This is a genomic window from Sphingopyxis sp. 113P3 (assembly GCF_001278035.1).
Classification (GTDB): domain Bacteria; phylum Pseudomonadota; class Alphaproteobacteria; order Sphingomonadales; family Sphingomonadaceae; genus Sphingopyxis.
The window spans coordinates 127,240-145,999 of the sequence record NZ_CP009453.1; the positions used below are offsets into that span (position 1 = coordinate 127,240).

At 61.4% G+C, this 18,760-nt stretch carries 11 protein-coding genes and 4 pseudogenes; 6 read left to right on the forward strand and 9 right to left on the reverse strand.

The annotated features are described in order from the left end of the window. Positions 1 to 24: 24 nt before the first annotated feature. The 3 genes and pseudogenes from LH20_RS22095 to LH20_RS22105 form a co-directional block, all read right to left on the reverse strand. Complete coding sequence (locus tag LH20_RS22095; RefSeq protein WP_036527633.1) at positions 25 to 486, reverse strand: BLUF domain-containing protein; 462 nt, start codon at positions 484 to 486, stop codon at positions 25 to 27. Positions 487 to 506: 20 nt separating this feature from the next. Further along, positions 507 to 2,771, reverse strand: coding sequence for a catalase (locus LH20_RS22100; protein WP_081799113.1), 2,265 nt, complete (start codon positions 2,769 to 2,771; stop codon positions 507 to 509). A gap of 420 nt (positions 2,772 to 3,191) precedes the next feature. Further along, positions 3,192 to 3,554: pseudogene (locus LH20_RS22105) on the reverse strand (integrase core domain-containing protein); the annotation flags it as partial. Between the two features lie 153 nt (positions 3,555 to 3,707). On the opposite strand from LH20_RS22105, the pseudogene LH20_RS22110 reads away from it, so the two are divergent. Further along, positions 3,708 to 5,004 (forward strand): annotated as a pseudogene (locus tag LH20_RS22110) (IS110 family transposase). A 209-nt stretch (positions 5,005 to 5,213) separates the two neighbouring features. On the opposite strand, the pseudogene LH20_RS23180 reads toward LH20_RS22110, so the two are convergent. From LH20_RS23180 to LH20_RS22135, 4 genes and pseudogenes are all read right to left on the reverse strand, one after another. Continuing rightward, positions 5,214 to 6,022, reverse strand: a pseudogene (locus LH20_RS23180) (IS3 family transposase); the annotation flags it as partial. Positions 6,023 to 6,071: 49 nt separating this feature from the next. Beyond that, positions 6,072 to 6,893 carry an IS5 family transposase gene (locus LH20_RS22125; protein ID WP_053556532.1) on the reverse strand — a complete coding sequence of 274 codons (822 nt, stop codon included), beginning with the start codon at positions 6,891 to 6,893 and terminating at the stop codon, positions 6,072 to 6,074. A 104-nt stretch (positions 6,894 to 6,997) separates the two neighbouring features. Then, positions 6,998 to 8,073: pseudogene (locus LH20_RS22130) on the reverse strand (AAA family ATPase); the annotation flags it as partial. 184 nt (positions 8,074 to 8,257) lie between these two features. Then, positions 8,258 to 9,079, reverse strand: coding sequence for an IS5 family transposase (locus LH20_RS22135; protein ID WP_053556532.1), 822 nt, complete (start codon positions 9,077 to 9,079; stop codon positions 8,258 to 8,260). A 459-nt stretch (positions 9,080 to 9,538) separates the two neighbouring features. Between LH20_RS22135 and LH20_RS22140 the strand changes: the two genes are divergently transcribed. The 5 genes from LH20_RS22140 (at position 9,539) to LH20_RS22160 (ending at position 16,249) form a co-directional block, all read left to right on the forward strand. Next, a complete protein-coding gene (locus LH20_RS22140) occupies positions 9,539 to 12,862 on the forward strand; it encodes a response regulator (RefSeq protein WP_235527243.1) in 3,324 nt (1,107 codons plus the stop codon). After that, entirely contained in the window at positions 12,847 to 13,716 is an 870-nt protein-coding gene (locus LH20_RS22145) for a CheR family methyltransferase (RefSeq protein ID WP_081799108.1), read from the forward strand. Before LH20_RS22140 ends, LH20_RS22145 begins: the two co-directional genes overlap by 16 nt. Continuing rightward, positions 13,713 to 14,279 (forward strand): chemotaxis protein CheB, encoded by a 567-nt coding sequence (locus LH20_RS22150; RefSeq protein ID WP_036527602.1) that lies wholly within the window; start codon positions 13,713 to 13,715, stop codon positions 14,277 to 14,279. The genes LH20_RS22145 and LH20_RS22150 overlap by 4 nt, the downstream gene beginning before the upstream one ends. Next, positions 14,276 to 15,409: a hybrid sensor histidine kinase/response regulator gene (locus LH20_RS22155; RefSeq protein ID WP_053556533.1), complete on the forward strand. Its 1,134-nt coding sequence runs from the start codon at positions 14,276 to 14,278 to the stop codon at positions 15,407 to 15,409. Before LH20_RS22150 ends, LH20_RS22155 begins: the two co-directional genes overlap by 4 nt. Before the next feature lie 207 nt (positions 15,410 to 15,616). Then, positions 15,617 to 16,249 (forward strand): tyrosine-type recombinase/integrase, encoded by a 633-nt coding sequence (locus LH20_RS22160; protein ID WP_053556534.1) that lies wholly within the window; start codon positions 15,617 to 15,619, stop codon positions 16,247 to 16,249. A 178-nt stretch (positions 16,250 to 16,427) separates the two neighbouring features. On the opposite strand, the gene LH20_RS23415 is transcribed toward LH20_RS22160, so the two are convergent. Next, positions 16,428 to 16,973 carry a hypothetical protein gene (locus LH20_RS23415; protein ID WP_144423765.1) on the reverse strand — a complete coding sequence of 182 codons (546 nt, stop codon included), beginning with the start codon at positions 16,971 to 16,973 and terminating at the stop codon, positions 16,428 to 16,430. A 125-nt stretch (positions 16,974 to 17,098) separates the two neighbouring features. After that, a complete protein-coding gene (locus tag LH20_RS22165; protein ID WP_053556535.1) occupies positions 17,099 to 18,211 on the reverse strand; it encodes a TonB-dependent receptor plug domain-containing protein in 1,113 nt (370 codons plus the stop codon). Between the last annotated feature and the right edge of the window lie 549 nt (positions 18,212 to 18,760).

Sequence of the window (18,760 nt, forward strand, 5' to 3'; positions counted from 1 at the left end):
GCCGCGTTGGCTTGTTCGTATTCCTCAATCGAACACGCTGAAGGCGAGCAGCTTTTCGCGCACATCGCGATCCGCCCCGGCCGGGATCAGCGCCTCGATCGCGGCGCGGCGGTCCAGCGGGCTGGCGTCGAGATCGAGCCCGAGCATGGCGGTGTCGGGGAATGTCCGCTCCGTCGCAGGTTGATCAAGCACGACATCGAGCGCGCGGTGACGCGGATCGCGGTTGACCGTGGCAAACATCTGGCCAACCGCCTCCGGGCTGCCTTCGAGCACCTGCATGTAGCTATTGCCGTTGCCCAGCAGCAGGCCGGTGAGGCCCTTGCGCCGATTGCCCGCCTGCACTTCGTGAGCGAGCGCAAGCGCGGTGTCGGCCTGCGCGTTTTCCTGCGCGCCGGCGGTGCTGAGATAGATCAGCACGCGCAGCGGTGCCTCGGACAGCGTGCAGACATCGGCGGTGCCGGCCATGACGGGATCGTTGTCCTCCATGATCCGGCACCGCGCGTGGGTCAGGCCAGGTCGCGGACTTTGGGTTCGCGATCCCAGTGGCGCTTGGTGCCGACCTTGAGGAAGTCCTCCGGCTTGGGCACGCCCGCGTCAGGCTCGATATTCGCCTTGGGCAGGATATGCTCGCGCGTGCCGCCACAGGCGCCGATGGTCTTGCAGTGATACCAGGCGTCGGCAAACCAGGCGACCGCGCCCACATCCTTGGCCAGTTCCTGCGCCTGGTCGGGCATCAGGATGGCGACCACCGCATCGAACACCACCGAAGGCGTGCCCGCGAGCTGGCCATCGGCCTTGAGTGTGCCGCCCTTGACCTTGATCTCGCCCACCTTGGGCGCGACCAGCTTAACCGTACCGCCGTCCTTTTCGACGCCCGCCTTGATCTCGTCGATCATCGCCTTGTCCGAACCCTCGGCGTAGAGAATGCCCACGCAGCGGCCCTCGAACACGGGCTTTTCCTGCTTCTGGATCGACAGTGCATCGGACAGCGCCATATCGATCGGTTCCTTCGCGGCCTTGGCCTTTTCCGGGAGGTCCATCGCCAGACCGGCGGCCACGCGCTTGGCCAGATCCTCGTCGATATTGCGAAGACGGCTCATCACCCGGTTGCGGACATGCTCCAGCGTCACCTTCGACAGCTCGAACACGATAGCCGAGCAGATGTGCGCCTGTTCGTTATCGGTCTGCGAACGATAGAACAGCCGTGCCTGGCTGTAGTGGTCGGCGAAGGTTTCCGCACGGATGCGCAGCTTCTCGCCGCCATCGTTGCGTTCGTCATTGGCGGCAAAGCTGGTGAAGCCGGTTTCCGGGCATTCGCGCGGGCCGCCGTCCTCGCCCGCTTCGGCAAGGCTGTTGGGCTCGTAATTGGCGCGGCCCGTGGGCACCAGCGTCTGCATCATCCCGTCGCGCTGGAAATTGTGGAACGGGCACTTGGGCGCGTTGATCGGGATCTGGTGGAAATTGGTCGTGCCCAGCCGCGATTTCTGCGTGTCGAGATAGCTGAACAGCCGCCCTTGCAGCAGCGGATCGTTCGAGAAATCGATCCCCGGCACCACATTGGTGGGCAGGAAGGCGACCTGCTCGGTCTCGGCAAAGAAATTGTCGACATTACGGTTCAGCGTCATGCGCCCGATGATGTCGACCGGGATTTCCTCTTCGGGAATCAGCTTGGTCGCATCGAGCACGTCATAGGGCTGCTTGGCGGCCCACGCCTCGTCGAACACCTGGATGCCCAGGTCCCATGCCGGATAGTGCCCGCCATCGATCGCTTCGTGGAGATCGCGGCGGTGGAAATCGGGGTCGGCCCCGGCCAGCTTCACTGCCTCATCCCAAGTGGTGGAGGCAAGGCCCAGCACCGGCTTCCAGTGGAACTTGACGAAGCTGCCCTTGCCCTCGGCATTGACGAGCCGGAAGGTGTGGACGCCGAACCCTTCCATGTTGCGCAGCGTGCGCGGGATCGCGCGGTCGGACATCGCCCACATGATCATGTGCATGGACTCGGGCATCAGGCTGATGAAATCCCAGAACGTGTCATGCGCGCTGGCCGCTTGCGGATAGCCGCGATCGGCCTCCATCTTCACCGAATGGACGAGGTCGGGGAACTTGATCGCGTCCTGGATGAAGAACACCGGGATGTTGTTGCCGACCAGGTCCCAGTTGCCGTCTTCGGTGTAGAGCTTGACCGCAAAGCCGCGCACGTCGCGCGGGGTGTCGACCGATCCAGCGCCGCCCGCGACGGTGGAGAAACGGGTGAACACGGGGCAGCTGTTGCCGGCCTTGGAGAATAGCTTGGCCTTGGTCAGTTCGGGGATCGCCTTGGTGACTTCGAACACGCCGTGCGCGCCGGAACCGCGGGCGTGGACGATACGCTCGGGGATACGTTCGTGATCGAAGTGAAAGATCTTCTCGCGCAGAACGAAGTCTTCCAGCAGTGTCGGCCCGCGCGCGCCGGCTTTGAGGCTGTTCTGGTTGTCCGCAATGCGATGGCCGTGGTTGTCGGTGAGATGCGCCACCGTATCGCTATGATCGCCGCTATCGGGCACCTGCTGATGCACTTCGCCAGCATTGCCCAGCTCGGTGTCGAAATCGGTCTCGCCCAGACCCGGGTTGTGGTGGTGCAGCGAATTGTCGCCCGCCGGGCCGCGTGGCCGCTCCCCCTTGTCGATCGCGCGGCCACCGAAAGGACCGGTTTTGTCCACGTTGGGAACTGGCTTCACGATGATCGGGTCGGGGTTGATGTCATGGGCGGTCGTCTGAACTTTTTTAGCCATCGTTCATCCTCTAATTTTTGCCCCGGGTCGGGGCAACATCGATAAAGTGCCCGCAGGGGTCCCGATATCCAGCGATCGTCGATCAAGATACGCTAGCTGCAAAGATCTTAGCGGCCTTCGCACATGGAGCGACTCATCTTTTCGGCCATAACGGAAAAAAGGAGTGCGATGCCATACCGCCCGCCGATCAGAACGCTCCCGCTCCATGCGGTGACGCCAAACTTGCCATCGCGAGGGAATTGGAATGTCGCATTGTAGAAGGCCTTCCCGGCTCCTTGCTATTCGGTTTCCTAGCGACCGATCTCGAGCCTTTGCTTTCGGCGGATAGGAAAAGGTGCCGCAGTCGGAATTATCTGTTAGTTAGCGCTGTCAATTGTCTGGCAGTTCGTGACGTGACCCCCGGCTTTCCCCCAACTGGGATTAGAGCCGCGCGGTTGTTTTGCGCTTGAGCGCGGTTGAAGCAATGGGCTGCGTAGCGGAGCCCGGAGGGCGTAGCGAATCAGTCCATTGCTTATCCAGTTCGGCGGCGAACGCCGCCGGTGTTGCGTATCCAAGGGATGAGTGTGGTCTCTCCCGATTGTAGTCCTCGACCCAGGCGGCGATCTCGACCCGGGCGTGGGCAAGGCTGAGGAACAGCGTCTCGTTGAGCAGTTCGTCGCGCATGCGGCCGTTGAAGCTCTCGACGTAGCCGTTCTGCATCGGCTTGCCCGGCGCGATGTAGTGCCGCTCAACGCCGATCTCCCCGCACCATGCCAGCACCGCATTGCTCGTGAGTTCGGTCCCGTAGCACATTGGGAAGCGGCCCCTCGAAGGGCCGCGTTGCCTTGATGAAGACAAGGGCGCGTAGCGCCCGCCGGCTTCATCAAGGCGGCCATGACCGGCCAGCAGGTCTCTAAAGTGAAGTTGTCGACTCAACACTTTGGAGACGGACCGACCATGACCAAGCGCAGTTCTACTCCCGCCGACGCCGTGCTGGTAGCCATCGATATGTCGAAGCACCGGCAGGAGGTGCTGATCGAACGCCCTGAAGGCGGCCGCCGCCGGCGCATGACAATCATGTGCACCAAGGCGGACTACGATCGCCTCGCCCGTGAGCTCGGCAGTATAGGGCGCCCGATCGTCGTCGGCTTTGAGGCCACTGGCAACTACCATCGCACCCTGGCGCATCGGTTGCTGACCGCAGGCTTCGAGCTGCGCCTGATTTCGTCAGTCGCGCTGGCTCGCACTCGCGAGGCGTTGCACAATGGCTGGGACAAGAACGATTCCAAGGATGCGCAGGTGATCCTGCACATGCTGCGGATCGGCGCCACCCAGCGTTACGTCGATCCGCTCGTCGCCGGGATCAACGACCTGCAGGAGATGTCGAAGACGCACGAAGCTATCTCGAAGGCCAAGACCCAGACCTGGCACCGGATCCTGACGCACTACCTGCCGCTGTATTTTCCTGAGATCGAGCGCTTCGCCGGTAACAGCCGGTCAGATTGGTTCCTCGCGCTGCTCGAGCGGTTCCCGACGCCGACCAGCATCACAGCGCTCGGTCAGGAGGGCTTTACGCGCGAAGCCTGGTCCCTCGTCGGTCGCAAGGTGTCCAAGGCACGGTTGATCAACGACATTTACGAGACGGCCTCCGCCTCTGTGGCACTGCCGATCGACGAGGACTCCGTCGCGATCGCCATGTTCCGCATGGTCATAGCTCAAGCACGCAGCCTGATCCGGCAGCGCGACGAGATCGAGCGAACTGCCCACGCCATGCTGGCCGAGAACCGCGATTACCAGCTCCTGCGCATGATCCCCGGGATCGGGCCGATCAACGCGCTCACCATCCTTGCCGAAGCCGGCGATCTTCGCCGCTTCGCCCACCATCGCCAGTTCCTCAAGTTCTGCGGGCTCGACCTGGCGACCTGTCAGTCAGGCACCTTCCGTGGCCGGACCAAGCTCTCGAAGTACGGCAATGCCCGGCTACGCCGCACCTTCTGGATGGCGACCCAGGTCGCCGTTCGCCAACGCGACAACAGTTTTCGCGACAAGCTTGGTCGCTATGTGGCCGGCCACGGCAACGACCCTGATCGCCGCCGCAAGGCGATGACTGCACTCACCGCTAAGATGGCGCGCGTTGCGCACGCCGTCATCAAGACGGGAGCCGAGTACCGTCCGTTCGTCGAACGGGCGGACACCAGATGGAAGGACCCCTCTCTGCTGTGCCGTGAGGGCGCTACGGCGACCCTGTAGATAATGTTCGGGCCTTCCATCTGGCATCCGCATCTCATTTTAAGGACGGTGAGGACCACGACCCGCGCGGCCGCTGGATCCTGTGTTTGCTATGGCCGAGAGCGCATTCCTTGACGATGGAAGCCATCTGGATCAGAACGCAACCAGCGCCGATCATGATCGGCGCAACGAGACCTGCTGGCCGTTTCCCGCCGCTGCTTCCCGACCTAGGACGTTGTCGCTGACGATCATCCCCGGTTTGCCGCGCTGTGCGATCAGCTCCGTCAACTCGCGCACGACACGGCCGCCTGAGATCGATGTGTCGGGCACCGCCGCAAGGCACTCCCGGGTCACGTCATCGACCACGTTCAGCACGCGGAACCGTCGTCCTGACGCCATTTGGTCGTGCACGAAGTCGAGGCTCCAGCGCTGGTTCGGTAGGGCCAGCACCGGAGCAGGCGCCCGTGTTCCAACAGCACGCTTGCGGCTCCGGCGTCGCCTGACCGCCAATCCCTCCTCACGGTAAAGACGCTGGGTTTTCTTGCGGTTGATCATCACCCCCTCCCGGCGCAGCAGGATATGCAGGCGACGATAGCCGAACCGGCGTCGCTGGTTCGCCAGCTCGCGCAGCTTCTCGCGAAGCTCGGCATCGTCAGCCCGCTGGGAGCGATATCGCACGCTCTTACGGTCGGCTCCGATCACATGACACGCCCGCCGCTCGCTCATCCCGTGACAATCCTGGAGATGAGCAACAGCTTCCCGCTTCGCGGCGGGCGTCAGAACTTTTTTGTCAGAAGATCCTTCAGCGCAGCGTTGTTCAGCATCGCATCGGCCAACAAGCGCTTGAGCCTGCCGTTCTCATCCTCGAGCGAGCGCAGCCGCTTTGCCTCGGACACCTCCAGTCCGCCGTACTTCGCCTTCCAGTTGTAGATCGTCGCTTCCGACACACCGTGTCGGCGGGCCAGGTCCGCGGTCTTCGCCCCCGCCTCCGCTTCCTTCAGCACGCCAATGATCTGCTCTTCAGAAAACCTCGTTCGCTTCATCTCGTCCGTCCTTCTCTCAGAGTCTGACTCGAAACTATCGGCTGTATTTTCATAGACGTACGATGCGTCGAGTGAGGAGCTGGACGGAAGCGGTGAACAGCCAGCAGCGGGCCGATGCGAGGGTCTGTTCGAAGTCCTTTGCAAGGCGACGGTTGCGGCCGAGCCAGGCGAATGTCCGCTCGACCACCCAGCGTCGCGGCAGGATTTCGAAGCCCTTTGCCCTGTCGGACCGTTTGATGATCTCGATGGTCCACTGCCCGAGCCGGGCGAGGCTACCCCTGAGCTTCTTCCCGGCATAGCCGCCATCGGCGAAGACGTGCCGCAGCCATGGGAACGAGCGGACGATCTCGGCCAGCAGCAGCGGAGCACCGTCACGGTCCTGGATATCGGCGGTGTGGACCACGGCATGAACCAGATTACCTTCGGTATCGGTCACGATATGACGCTTGCGCCCCTTGATCTTTTTACCTGCATCATAGCCCTGCGGACCTCCGCTTTCGGTCGTCTTGACGCTTTGGCTGTCGATTACACCGGCACTGGGCGAAGCCTCACGGCCCTGGGCGGTGCGTAGGTCTTGCAGCAGATAATGGTTGATCCGTTCCCACAGGCCCGCATCGCGCCATAAGTAGAACCAGCGCTGCACGGTCGAGGCCGGCGGAAAACAGGGGGGCAGCATCCGCCAGGGCAACCCGCCGCGAAGCAGGTAAAGGATCGCCTCGACAATGCGCCGGACTGGCCATTTGCGAGGCCGCCCAGTCTGCGATGGCGGCGGGAAAAAGGGCTCCAGAACGGCCCACTCACCATCGGTCAAATCGCTTGGCAGGGCGAGGCCTTTGCGCGAATGATGCGCGCGGGTGGTATCGGTCCACATCGCTGATCTCCGGAAGTTCTTCGCAAAACCTCCTGAATCAACGGCAAGGCACGGCGTCAAGCTAACCTGCTGATATCACCCACCTTAGTTTCGGGTCAGACACTAAGGCTGTTTCGCGTCGGCGCCACGCTCGACACCTTCACGCTTAGCGCTTCTGCGATGTCACCCGATCGGTGGGGCCCAGCGCCAAGCTCGGCCATTGCGCGCAGATATCGCTTCTCCGCCGGTGTCAGACGATCGAACCGCACACGAAAGAAGCTGGCGTCCAGTTCGGCAAGAGCGCTGCGCGTTGCAGCCGCGACATCGTCACCAGTAATCGGGGAGGCTATGGCAGCATCCCAACTATGCTTTCCCCATTCCTGCAGGAAGTAAGGATAGCCTTGGGTCTGCTGGAGAATTGCATCCAGAGCCGCATCATTGACGGTTTCTTCTTCCCGCTTGATTGGAAGCCGAATGGCATCGCGGGCGGCCGCATCATCGAGTGGGCCCACGGCGGCAAACTCGAAAAGCCGTTCCGCATAGGACTTGGCCCGGCCCAGCTGCCCGACAAGTTGCGGCAGGCCGGCGGCGATCATTGTGACGGAAGCTGCTTCTGACTGGCGCGATGGAGGGCACTGATCAAAGCGGCCAATTGCTCTTCCGGGACATATTGGAGTTCGTCGATCACGAGTACGACGGCCGATCCCTTCTCTCGCGCCGCCTCACCGATCGCCACCATCAGATCGGCGAGATCGGCTTCCAGGTCGCCGCTGTCGGCTAGGCCTGGCTCAACGTCGAAATCGAGCCCGACTTCGAGATCATCATATTTGACTTTGAGCTTCGCGAATCCCGCCAGCGCCCGAAGCGCCCGCCTGACGCCCTCCGAAGCCTGCTTCATGCGATCAAGCCTCAGCAGCGTGGCCCGAAGGGCGGGCACCAGAATGCCAGGAAGGGACCGGTTTTCCGGTGCCTCGATCGCGACGATCGCCATGCCCTCCCCTTCCGCAGCGTCCCGCATCGCCGTCAGCAGAACGGTCTTGCCCACGCCGCGCAGGCCGTAGAGAACGCTGGGGCGCGCGGCGCGGCCCATGCGGATCCGGTCTAGGGCAACCGCATTGCGTTCGAGCAGTGCGTCTCGACCGGCGAGCTCGGGAGGACGCGTGCCGGCACCGGGCGCGAAGGGGTTGCGGCGTGGATCCATAGCGAGGTTATGGCAGTTTATCGTTTTTCTGTAAACTTGCTAATCTCTCTATAACTTCTCTCCTTGGGTTGAGATTGACGTACAAAAAGGCTATTCTTCGTGTCCAGGAGATGATCATGCGTTTCCAGAAATTCGACCTCCATACCTACAATCAGAGTCTGACTCGAAACTATCGGCTGTATTTTCATAGACGTACGATGCGTCGAGTGAGGAGCTGGACGGAAGCGGTGAACAGCCAGCAGCGGGCCGATGCGAGGGTCTGTTCGAAGTCCTTTGCAAGGCGACGGTTGCGGCCGAGCCAGGCGAATGTCCGCTCGACCACCCAGCGTCGCGGCAGGATTTCGAAGCCCTTTGCCCTGTCGGACCGTTTGATGATCTCGATGGTCCACTGCCCGAGCCGGGCGAGGCTACCCCTGAGCTTCTTCCCGGCATAGCCGCCATCGGCGAAGACGTGCCGCAGCCATGGGAACGAGCGGACGATCTCGGCCAGCAGCAGCGGAGCACCGTCACGGTCCTGGATATCGGCGGTGTGGACCACGGCATGAACCAGATTACCTTCGGTATCGGTCACGATATGACGCTTGCGCCCCTTGATCTTTTTACCTGCATCATAGCCCTGCGGACCTCCGCTTTCGGTCGTCTTGACGCTTTGGCTGTCGATTACACCGGCACTGGGCGAAGCCTCACGGCCCTGGGCGGTGCGTAGGTCTTGCAGCAGATAATGGTTGATCCGTTCCCACAGGCCCGCATCGCGCCATAAGTAGAACCAGCGCTGCACGGTCGAGGCCGGCGGAAAACAGGGGGGCAGCATCCGCCAGGGCAACCCGCCGCGAAGCAGGTAAAGGATCGCCTCGACAATGCGCCGGACTGGCCATTTGCGAGGCCGCCCAGTCTGCGATGGCGGCGGGAAAAAGGGCTCCAGAACGGCCCACTCACCATCGGTCAAATCGCTTGGCAGGGCGAGGCCTTTGCGCGAATGATGCGCGCGGGTGGTATCGGTCCACATCGCTGATCTCCGGAAGTTCTTCGCAAAACCTCCTGAATCAACGGCAAGGCACGGCGTCAAGCTAACCTGCTGATATCACCCACCTTAGTTTCGGGTCAGACACTCAGGGGCGGACTCTAATCCAGCGTGGAGGAAAATCGGGGGTCACGTCACTATTCCAAGGGCGGCACACAGCGATCTGATCACGGCTCGGCATCCAGAGGCTCGATACAATCGCGACGCTCATCAAAAAGGTGCAAACTGACGCTACATGCCATTAGAGACTGAGGAAGAGGTTGCTTCGAATTATCGTCCGCCGTTATGGCCTTGGCACGACTAAAGGATTTCAAACTCTTGCAAGATGCTGCCTCCAAGCGGAAATTCCGCGACACGAATTCCTGGTGGTCTATCGTCGGCCTCGTTGCCGGGATCGGCTTCTTCCTGGTCAGCGCGATCCTTTCGTATTCGAACGTCCTCAGCATGCGCGAGAACGAGGAACGGATCCGCGTTACGCACGAGGTGCTGACGTCGCTCGATGAGCTCATGATAGCGGTGCTCGGCGTGGAAACTGGTAGCAGAGGCTATGTCCTGACCGGCAAAGACCAATATCTTGAAGCTTATCGAACCGGAGCTGCCAGCGCGCGACAAAACCTGGGGAAGTTGGAAGCTTTTGCAAATGACAATGCCGCCGAGGATGAGGACCTCGACCGGCTCCGGACCCTGATCGACGAAAAACTCCGTTTCTCCCGGTTGGCCATCGAGACTCGTCGCGATCAGGGCTTCGATCCGGCGATCGCGATGATCGACAGCGACCAGGGCAAGATCGCGATGGATGCGATCCGTTTGGAGATGGCGCAGAGAAACCGCGCGGAGACGACAGAGCGCCAGCAGCGCATCGCCGAACTGGCTGCGGCGTCCAGTGCAACGCTCGTCAGCGCCATGGTCACTAGCCTTATTGGCATCGCCTTGACCATCGCGATATTCCTGCTGCTCATGCGCGGAAACCGCCTGCGCGAACGTCAGCGTTGGCTGCAAACCGCGCAGGTGGAGCTTAGCGAAGCGATGCGCGGCGAGAAGACTGTCCCGCAGCTGGGCGCCGCGGTGCTTGCCTTCCTCGCCGAGAGGACCGGGGCTAACGTAGGCGCGATCTTCAAGGGAGAAGGAGGCACGTTCAACCGTGCAGCCATGCTCGGGGTGACCGACGCGGCAGCGGTGCCCGAAACGTTTGCCTTCAACGAAGGCTTGCTCGGCAAGGTGGCGGCAGACGGACACCCGACCGAGCTTGCGGATATCCCGGACGGTTATCTCAAGATCGGTTCCGCACTTGGCAGCGATACGCCGCGCCATCTCGTGGTCGCCCCGGCTTTCAATGAAGGTTCGGTCAATGCCGTCATCGAACTCGGATTTTTCGATGCGGTGGATGACCGGGTACGAGAACTGCTCGATACCGTTTCAGGCTCGATCGGCGTCGCCCTGCGCTCGGCGCGTTTCCGCGAGCGCCTGCAGGACGCGCTGGAGGAAACGCAGCGCCAGGCTAGCGAACTGCAGGCGCAAAGCGAGGAATTGCGGGTCTCCAACGAGGAACTGGAGGAGCAGGGGAATGCGTTGAAGGAAACGCAAGCCCGGCTGGAACTGCAGCAGGTCGAACTGGAACAGACCAACAGCCAGCTTGAAGAACAAGCGCAGGCTCTGGAGGGCCAGCGTGACGAGCTTTCGCGCGCCGCTGCCTCGCTGCAGCTTAAGGCTCGCGAGCTTGAGCAGGCCAGCCAGTACAAGTCTGACTTCCTTGCCAACATGAGCCACGAGCTGCGCACGCCGCTCAATTCGCTGCTGATCCTTTCCAAGCTGCTGGGCGACAATGCCGACGGCAACCTTTCGGCCGAACAGGTCAAGTTTGCCCGCACGATCGAATCTTCGGGCAACGACCTCCTGACCCTTATCAACGACATCCTCGATCTGTCGAAAATCGAGGCGGGTCACGTCGAGATCCAGGCGACCCAGGTCTCCACGGAGCGGCTCGCTTCGGACCTGCGAAAGATGTTCGAGCCGCTGGCGCAGCAGCGTGGGCTGGAACTCGACATCGCGCTTGCCGACGATGCGCCGCGTTCCATCGAGACCGATCGACAGCGGCTGGAACAGGTACTCAAGAACCTGCTTTCGAACGCGATCAAGTTCACCGAACGGGGCAGCGTTACCCTGTCGATCTCCAGCAAGGATGACGACCAGATCGAATTCGCGGTCGCCGACACCGGGATCGGCATCGCACCGGAGCAGCGCGACGCGATATTCGACGCCTTCCGCCAGGCCGACGGCACAATCAGCCGCAAGTTCGGCGGCACCGGGCTCGGCCTCTCGATTTCGCGCGAACTGGTCCGCCTGCTGGGCGGAACGATCCGGGTCACGAGCGAAGAAGGCAAGGGAAGCACGTTCATCGTGGACGTGCCTGCCACTTACGATCCCGCCACCGTCGCGCCGCGCGCTGCCGCGCCGGCGGGTAAGGAACCGCCGGCAACAGCCCCGGCAACTGTACAAGCCGCGACCAGGCCGAAGGGCCGGACCAATACGACACCCAAGGGGCCGGTCATCGACGACGACCGGGCGGTCCTGTCCGGTGACAAGCGCGTATTGCTCGTGATCGAGGACGACAGCAGATTTGCCGGTATCGTGTGCGACCTGTCACGCGAAATGGGTTTCGAATGCCTCGTGGCCGGCACCGCGCAGGAAGCGATCGACCTTGCCCGCGAGTACCGGCCCAGCGCCATCGTGCTCGACATCGGTCTGCCCGATCAGTCGGGCCTTACCGTTCTGGACCGGCTCAAGCATGAAGACAGGACACGGCACATACCGATCCACGTTATCTCCGGTTCGGACCAGGCCCAGACAGCGATGGCATTGGGTGCGATCGGCTTCCTTGAAAAGCCCGCCCCCCGCGAACGGCTGGCAGAGGTGCTGGCCATGCTGCAGCAGAAACTGGCATCGCGCGTTCGGCGTGTGCTCATCGTCGAGGACGACGCGGTCCAGCGTGAGGCGGTCAGTCAGCTGCTCGGATCGCAGGATGTCGAGACTGTCGGCGTCGGCACGGTCGCCGAATGTCTGGAGGAACTGCGCGGCGGCCAGTACGATTGCATGGTCCTCGACCTCGCGCTGCCCGATGCCACCGGCTTTTCCCTGCTCGAGACGCTAAGCGAGGAAGGCGAGGGTCCGCTTCCTCCGGTAATCGTCTACACCGGGCGGGACCTTTCGGCCGACGAGGAGCAGCGCCTGCGTCGTTATTCCAGTTCCATCATTATCAAGGGCGCCAAGTCGCCCGAGCGCCTGCTGGACGAGGTTTCGCTGTTCCTGCACCAGGTCGTTTCCGACTTGCCTGCCGAACAGCGCCAGATGATCGAGAAAGCGCGTCACCGTGATGCGGCGCTCGAAGGCCGCCGCATCCTCATCGTCGAGGATGACGTGCGCAACGTCTACTCGCTCACCAGCGTTCTGGAGCCCCGCGGCGCACTGACGCGGATCGCGCGCAACGGGCAGGAGGCGATCGATGCGCTGGAGGAAGCGGCGGGCGATCCTGACAACACGATCGACTTGGTGCTGATGGACGTCATGATGCCGGTGATGGACGGCCTCACCGCCGCTCGCGCCATCCGTGCCGATGCGCGCTGGAAGAAGCTGCCCATTGTCATGCTCACCGCCAAGGCCATGCCCGACGACCAGCAGAAATGCATCGATGCGGGCGCCAACGATTACATGTCAAAGCCGATCGACGTGGACAAGTTGCTTTCACTGGTACGGGTATGGATGCCCAGGTGATGCGCACCAGAATGACGGACGCCGGTGCTGCGAACGAGAGCATCGAGGACATCGAGATCCAGCTTCTGCTGGACGCACTCTATCGGCATTATCACTACGATTTTCGGCACTATGCCCGCGCCTCAATCAAGCGGCGGCTGCTGCAGGCGCGGACACAGTTGGGCTACGACAGCATTTCCGACATCCAGTCGGCCGTCCTGCACGACGAGACGATCCTGCCGCGTTTGCTAAACTTCCTCACCGTTCAGGTGAGCGAGATGTTTCGCGACCCTTCGTATTTTCGCGCCCTGCGCGAAAGCGTCGTGCCTCACCTCAGGACCTACCCCTCGCTCAAGGTATGGGTCGCGGGATGCAGCCATGGCGAGGAGCTTTATTCGCTGGCGATCCTCTTCGCCGAGGAAGGGCTGGCCGACCGTACCATCTTCTACGCAACGGACATCAACCCGGCGGCGCTGCGCGCGGCGCAGGCGGGCATTTATCCGCTGGACCGGATCCGCCAGTTCACGGAAAACCATCGCCAGTCCGGCGGACATTCATCTTTATCTGAATACTATACCGCGGACTACGACAGGGCCGTGTTTGACAAGGCCCTGCGCGAACGAGCCGTTTTCTCCGATCATAGCCTGGTGACCGACGCCGCGTTCGGCGAGATGCACCTCGTTTCATGCCGCAACGTGCTGATCTACTTCGACCGCGAATTGCAGGACCGGGTCGTGGGACTGTTCGGCGAATCGCTCGCGCGCGGCGGATTCCTAGGCGTCGGGTCGAAGGAAAGCCTGCGCTTCTCGGCCCACGCCGACATGTTCTCGGAGTTCGTGCGCGAGGAAAAGATCTATCGAAGGAACACTCGGTGAGCCTTCAGGCAGTCGTCATCGGCGCGTCGGCGGGCGGCGTGCAGGCCCTTTCGCAGGTGCTGCCGGCCTTGCCCGTGGACTTTCCCATTCCCGTCATCGTCGTCGTCCATATCCCGCCACGGCGCGATAACGCCTTGGTCGATCTGTTCGCCGACAAATGCCGCATCCCTGTAAAGGAAGCGGAGGATAAGGAGCCGCTGGAACCGGGAACGATCTATTTCGCGCCGTCCGATTATCATCTTCTCGTCGAGGCGGGCGGCTCGCTCGCTCTATCCTCGGACGAGCCGGTCAATCACTCGCGACCCGCAATCGACGTGCTGTTCGAAAGCGCGGCAGACGCGTTCGGAAGCGAGCTGGCCGGGATTGTCCTGACGGGAGCGAACAGCGATGGCGCAGCGGGATTGCGCGCTATATGTGCGGCAGGCGGGAAAGGTATCGTACAGGATCCGGCCTCGGCGGAAGTGGCGACAATGCCCCACGCTGCGCTTGCCGCGGCCCCGGGTTCGCAAGCGATGCGGTTGGAAGACATCCACCCTGCGCTGGAGGCCATGATCGCGCTATGACCAACAACGTCAAATTCCTGTTGGTCGACGATCTCGAGGAAAACCTCGTCGCGCTCGAAGCCTTGCTTGCGCGCGAAGGGCTGGAGCTGCATTTGGCGCGCAGCGGCGAAGATGCGCTCGAACTGATGCTGGCGAACGATTATGCGCTGGCGCTGCTCGACGTGCAGATGCCCGGCATGGACGGGTTCGAACTGGCCGAGATAATGCGCGCGAACGAGCGATCGCGGCATATCCCGATCATTTTCGTGACGGCGGGAAGCGGCGATGCCGCACGCCGCTTTCGAGGTTACGAGGCGGGAGCGGTCGATTTCATCCAAAAGCCGATCGAAGCCGACATCCTGCGCTCCAAATCGAATGTCTTCCTGGACCTGTATGCCCAGCGGCAGCAGATCACCGCCCAGCGCGACGAACTCGCAACGCTCAGCGCTGCGCTACAGGCTGCCGATCAGCAGAAAAACCGGTTTCTCGCGGTGCTGGCGCACGAGTTGCGCAATCCGTTGGCGGTCCTTGCCGCCGGTCTCAGCATTCTGGAGAGGAAAAGGGATCCGGAGGTCATTGGAAACGTCCGCACGTCGATGCGGCAGCATCTCGGGCACATGACCCGTCTCGTCGACGACCTGCTCGACATCAACCGCATCGAGCACGGAAAAATCTCGCTGCGCCGGGAGAAAGTGCTGCTGGCCGACATCCTTCCCTCCGCGCTGGAAGTCGCGGTTCCGGCAATCGAGTCAGGGAATCACACGCTCGCAGTGAACGTTCCGGAACAGCCGATACTACTCGACGTCGACAAGGCGCGCTTCATTCAGATGGTCAGCAATGTCGTTGGCAATGCGGCACGGTACACGCCGAAGGGCGGGCGCATCGAGGTCACCGCAAGTGGCAGCGGAAACAGCGCCAGCATTGTCGTTTCCGACAACGGTGTCGGCATCCCAGCCGACCAGCAGTCGCGCATTTTCGAGCTCTTCGAGCAATCCAATGCAGGAATGGTCGTGATAGGCGACGGGCTGGGAATCGGGCTGGCCCTCGTCAAGCAACTTGCCGAACTGCATGGCGGGACAATCCGGCTGGTAAGCAGCGTACCTGGCGAAGGAAGTACTTTCGAGATCCAGCTTCCGACCGGAAACCACTAGCGCGATTAAGCTTACCGCTGAACTTTCGTACTTGAAGCTCGCAACACCAATCCAGGAACCCAAATAGTCAGGAGGGATCCCGTCGGATGGCAGTTGATTGTCGGATTTCAAGGTCGCAGCGCCTATAAGCCGCCAGTCCGCTTGCGGCCCAAAAGCCTCCTCTTTCAGCGTTCCCCGCTTGGCCAATGACGGCCGAGGAGATGAACCATGGGATACTCTCGATTTGACCCCGCAATACAAGCCCGTGCAGCCTGGAACGCCGGCAAGACCGTTGGCACCAAGCGACCTCTGACGCAGAAGCAAATCTGGGCGATACGCTTCCACCTAGATCGCGAAGGCCGTCTCCGGGACAAGGCTCTCTTCGATCTCGCGATCGACAGCAAACTGCGTGGCTGTGATCTCGTCAAGGTCAAGATTGGCGATGTCGTTGCTGGCGCGGACATTCGCAATCGCGCCATTGTCATCCAGCAAAAGACCAACCGTCCCGTCCAATTCGAACTGACAGCGGATGTTCGCGCGACTCTGATCGCCTGGCTAGAGCGACGCGGCGGTTCGGCTCACGATTATCTATTTCCGAGCCGCGTCGATCTCCATGGCCATATGAGCACACGCCAGTATGCCCGCCTCGTCGATGAGTGGGTGACCGCCATCGGTTTGCGTAAGGCTGAGTACGGCACTCACTCGCTGCGGCGAACGAAAGCTGCGATGATCTACCGTGCCACCGGCAATATCCGAGCTATCCAAATTCTGCTCGGCCACACCAAGATCGAAAACACGGTTCGGTACCTTGGTGTCGACCTCGAGGATGCCTTACTGTTGGCGGAGCGCACCGAAATCTGACACAGCAAGCGGTCGACCGACCTATTCGGTCGGCCGCTTTGAGGCGGCGTTAGAATGGCGTGATCGACCGAAATTGGGTGGAGAGCGGAATGGCACCTTTATCAACCGAATGAGATCGAAGATCTACCGTTACGCACTGGGGCGACGTAAAGAAAGGTAGCCGCAAATCGATGGAGTCCTATTTCTCGATGGGAGGTGGCGGATAATCCGTGGTCATCTGTCCAGAAAGCCGTCGATTTTCTAAGATAAGCACTCTGCTAATGGCTGAAGATCCTTCAAGCCCGACAAACACGTTGAGTACCGGATCCATCAGGCCGCCTTGGCAATTATTTATGGTGAGTTGCGGAACCTCGCCTTTGACCATGTCGCTGCATAGCCATGGACCCATGCTCGCCCAATAAAATCCACCTACTGCGTTATCTTGAGTGTCGCCGATCATTGAAAAACCTTCAACGTTCAATAGTCTATGAACCGCTTCAGCAACTTCGTAGGGTCCCTTGAACAATTGCGCACCTTCGCTCGTAACGAGGGAGAGAGTGACAGTCGTTGTAAGCTCGGCCTTAGCTTCAACGAGGCGACCGACAGCGACTTTCGCAAAGAATTTCGCGGGTAACTGGGTAACGGCGGTGTCCGCAGGCGAGCAGGCAGATGCTGCTCCAGTCGACACTATGACAGAAACGATGCCAGCAGTTACTAGTAGCCCTCGTCGGTCTAAATCAGTCATTTAGCACCTCCACCAGCCCAGACCGAGCTTCCCTTGAAACAGGCACACCCGTGGCACTCTTGCGCCTGAGTTCGCCCCCTATGTCAGGTTCGACGTCTCGACCTGAGATAGGCAGATTTCAAGCCTTACTCGCTCACCGCCAAATGTCTGAAGAGGGCGAGAAAGGTGTTGAAGCCGGGGTTGGACGAGGGAACGATGAACGAGGTGCCCGGTCCGGTGGGGCCGTTGCTTGCCAAATAGCCCGAGGTGACACGGTAGTCGGGCAGCTTGGTGCTTGCGTATAAAGCCTCGACGCGAAAATCGATGCTGTCCGAGAGTGCCACGGTCACTTCGCCATAGAACTGGTACTGATCGGTGTTTTCGACCAGGTTGTCGAAGGGCATATACTGATAGTAGCAAACGGGTGCGGTGCCCGCGAAGCCCGAGAACCCGCCCACCGCCGTGCAATTCGCATCGATGTTGTAGCCGAAGCTGGTCCCGGTGCCGCCGGGACCGCTGTAAGCTGTGTAGGCGCCGGGGTTGCCCGTACCCGACCATCCTGCGGGGCTCGTGAGATAGGGCTGCAGAACCCAGTCTCGCTCCAACACGCTGAGTTCGGCTCGGTGCTGATAGGCGCCGCTGAGGAGAACCCTCACTCCGTCGCCTTCGTAGCCGTAGAGCAGGCTGCCCGAGTAGTCCCCGCCATCGGATCCGGGCACATAACGATAGTCTACCGACCCCTCGAGACCATCGACGTTGGTGCGCGTGATGAAGTTCGCGACACCGGCGATGGCATCGGACCCGTAGGTGGCAGCCGCGCCGTCCTTGAGCACTTCCACACGGCCGATCGCGGCGATGGGAAGAAGGTTCGTATCGGCCGTGCCGGCGGCGAACCGGCGTCCGTTGAGCAGCACAAGCGTTCGCTGCGCCCCCAAGGAACGGATATTGATCGTGCCTCCGCCGTTCCGGACGTTGGCCGCGGCGTTGAACTGGTTTGTGTCGCCAAGCACCGGCCCAGCGATCGGAAGGGTCTTGATGAGATCGAGCACCGAAGGCGAACCGCGCTTCTCGATATCTTCCTGGCTAACCACCGAGAGGGGGATAGCCGTGTCCTTGGCCGTGCCCTGAATATAGGTGCCGGTGACGACGATCTCGTTCTCGACCTCGGGAGGGGTGTCTTGCACGCTCTGACCAAAGGCGGGAGCTGCGATCGCTAGCGCGAGCGCAGACGCGGCAAATTTCCAACGCGATTTCACCATCATTTCCTCCTCCACATTGGACCTGTTGCCGGCCCTCTTCGATGCGTGTCGTCGAAATCGTCAGGTGCCGGCGCGCGAATGCGCTTCGTTCGCGCGGCATTTACCCGTGGGGAGGAGGGGGCCGACTTGAGCGGTCAGTAGCCCGCACAACAAATTGAAGTCAATCGCATTGAGAAATTATGCATGTCATCATATGCATAATGCCGTTACGGCCTTGGTGACTTTGATCCTTTTTTCAGAATCTCGCAATGCTCCGAGGTCTCATGATCTGCCGTTTGCTCGGAGGACGCGCAACCGAGGCCAGACCGATGGCCCCGGCGAGGTGCTGCCCGAGGGCAAGTCTGAGCGCGTACTCAAACCGCTCTTTGTCCGTCTGCGGTCTGGCCATGTGCACCGAGCGCGCCATCGATCGAGGCGGTGCACTTTCGCGGACACGGCCATCTTGTCACCGAAGCGCCGATGGTGACCGCGAATAAAGCATCAACGGCGCGCTTGCTTTCCTTTGCTCCAAGAACGAGAAGACGGGTCCGCTATTATGTGCCGCGAAAA